This is a genomic window from Microbacterium sp. K41, assembly GCF_004794395.1.
GTDB lineage: Bacteria > Actinomycetota > Actinomycetes > Actinomycetales > Microbacteriaceae > Microbacterium > Microbacterium sufflavum.
Map to the genome: position 1 here is coordinate 1 of NZ_SSDO01000185.1, position 1,677 is coordinate 1,677.

Below are 1,677 nucleotides of genomic sequence, written 5' to 3' on the forward strand. Positions count from 1 at the left end.
CGGGCGCGCGAGCGCGGGGCGCTGGGCATCGGGCTGTCGTGCAACGCGGACACCCCGCTGAGCGCCGTCGCCGAGCACGGCATCGAGGTCGAGGTCGGCCCCGAGGTGCTGTCGGGTTCCACCCGCCTCAAGTCGGGCACGGCGCAGAAGCTCGTGCTCAACATGTTCTCGACCATCTCGATGGTGCGAGGCGGCAAGGCCTACGGCAACCTGATGGTCGACGTGAAGGCCACGAACCACAAGCTCCGCGAGCGCGCGATCCGCATGGTGCGCACGATCGCCGAGGTCGATCGCGACACCGCGGTCGCGGCGCTGGAGACCGCCGCCTGGGACGTGAAGCTCGCGTCGATCATGATCCGCCGCGGCGAGGACCTCGCCGCGGCCACCACCCGACTCACCGCGGCAGGCGGACGCCTGCGCACGGTACTGGAGGAGAACTGATGCGCGTCCTCGGACTGATCTCCGGCACCTCGCACGACGGGATCGACGCCGCCGTCGTCGACTTCGCGACCAGCGGGGGCTTCACCGACCACGGCGTCGACCTGACCGGCACCGTGCTCGCGGCCACGAGCGTGCCGTACGCGCCGGAGCTGCGCGCCCGGCTGATCGCCGCCCTCCCGCCCGCGCCGACCACGCTCGCCGAGGTCGCGGAGCTCGACACCCTCATCGGCCAGGCGTTCGCCGACGTCGCGGCCGACATCGCCGCGCAGGTCGGCGGGGTCGACGCGATCTGCTCCCACGGGCAGACCGTGTACCACTGGGTCGACGGCGCCCACGCCCTGGGGACTCTGCAGATCGGGCAGCCCGCCTGGATCGCGGAGAGGGTCGGGGTACCCGTGGTGTCGGACATCCGCATCCGCGACATCACCGCGGGCGGCCACGGCGCCCCGCTGGTGTCGTTCCTCGACGAGCTGCTGCTGCGCGGACGAGCCGGGGTCACGGCGGCCCTCAACCTCGGCGGCATCTCGAACATGACGGTCGTGCGCCAGGACGGCCTGGTCGCCTACGACATCGGTCCCGCGAACGCGCTGGTCGACGCGGTCATCGTGGAGCACGGGCTCAACCCGCTCGGCTACGACGACGATGCGGCCGTGGCGCGCACCGGCCGCGTCGACGAGGCGCTGCTGTCGGCCCTCCTCGACGACCCGTACTACGCGCTGACGCCGCCGAAGAGCACCGGCAAGGAGCACTTCCACCTCGGCTACGTGCACGAGCACCTGGCCGCGCAGGGCCGCGACATCCCGGTCGCCGATGTCGTGCGCACGCTCACCGAGCTCACCGTCCGCACGGTCGCCCGCGACGTCGCCGCGGCGGGCATCGGCTTCCTCGCCGTCTCGGGCGGCGGGTGCCGCAACCCGCTGATCCTCGAGGGTCTGCGCGCCGCGCTGCCGGAGACCGAGGTCGTGCTGGCCGACGAGCTGGGGGCTCCCGCCGACAGCAAGGAGGCGATCCTGCTCGCGCTCATCGGCTGGTCCACGATGCACGGTGTCCCCGCCATCGTCGCCGGCGGCACGGGCGCCCGCGAGCCCCGCATCCTCGGCACGATCACGCCCGGCGCCGGCCCGCTGCACATGCCGGAGCCGGTCGCGGCGATCGATTCGCTCACGCTCGGGGAGGCGACGGCGTCGTGAGCGGCCACGGAGCAGGCCAGGTGCGCGGCGCGAGAGCTGCAGGGGC

The 1,677-nt window shown here is 73.3% G+C and carries 2 protein-coding genes; both read left to right on the forward strand.

Going from position 1 to position 1,677, the window contains the following annotated elements:
* The coding region (locus DW309_RS05020; protein WP_136044746.1) for an N-acetylmuramic acid 6-phosphate etherase at positions 1-441 on the forward strand (441 nt) is incomplete at its 5' end.
* Entirely contained in the window at positions 441-1,631 is a 1,191-nt protein-coding gene (locus tag DW309_RS05025) for an anhydro-N-acetylmuramic acid kinase (protein ID WP_136044747.1), read from the forward strand. The genes DW309_RS05020 and DW309_RS05025, both read left to right, overlap by 1 nt.
* The last annotated feature ends 46 nt before the right edge of the window (positions 1,632-1,677 follow it).

What these genes read in the sequence shown, in the direction of transcription:
- DW309_RS05025 (WP_136044747.1), top strand. Translation starts at nt 441, where the DNA reads ATGCGCGTCCTCGGACTGATCTCCGGCACCTCGCACGACGGGATCGAC.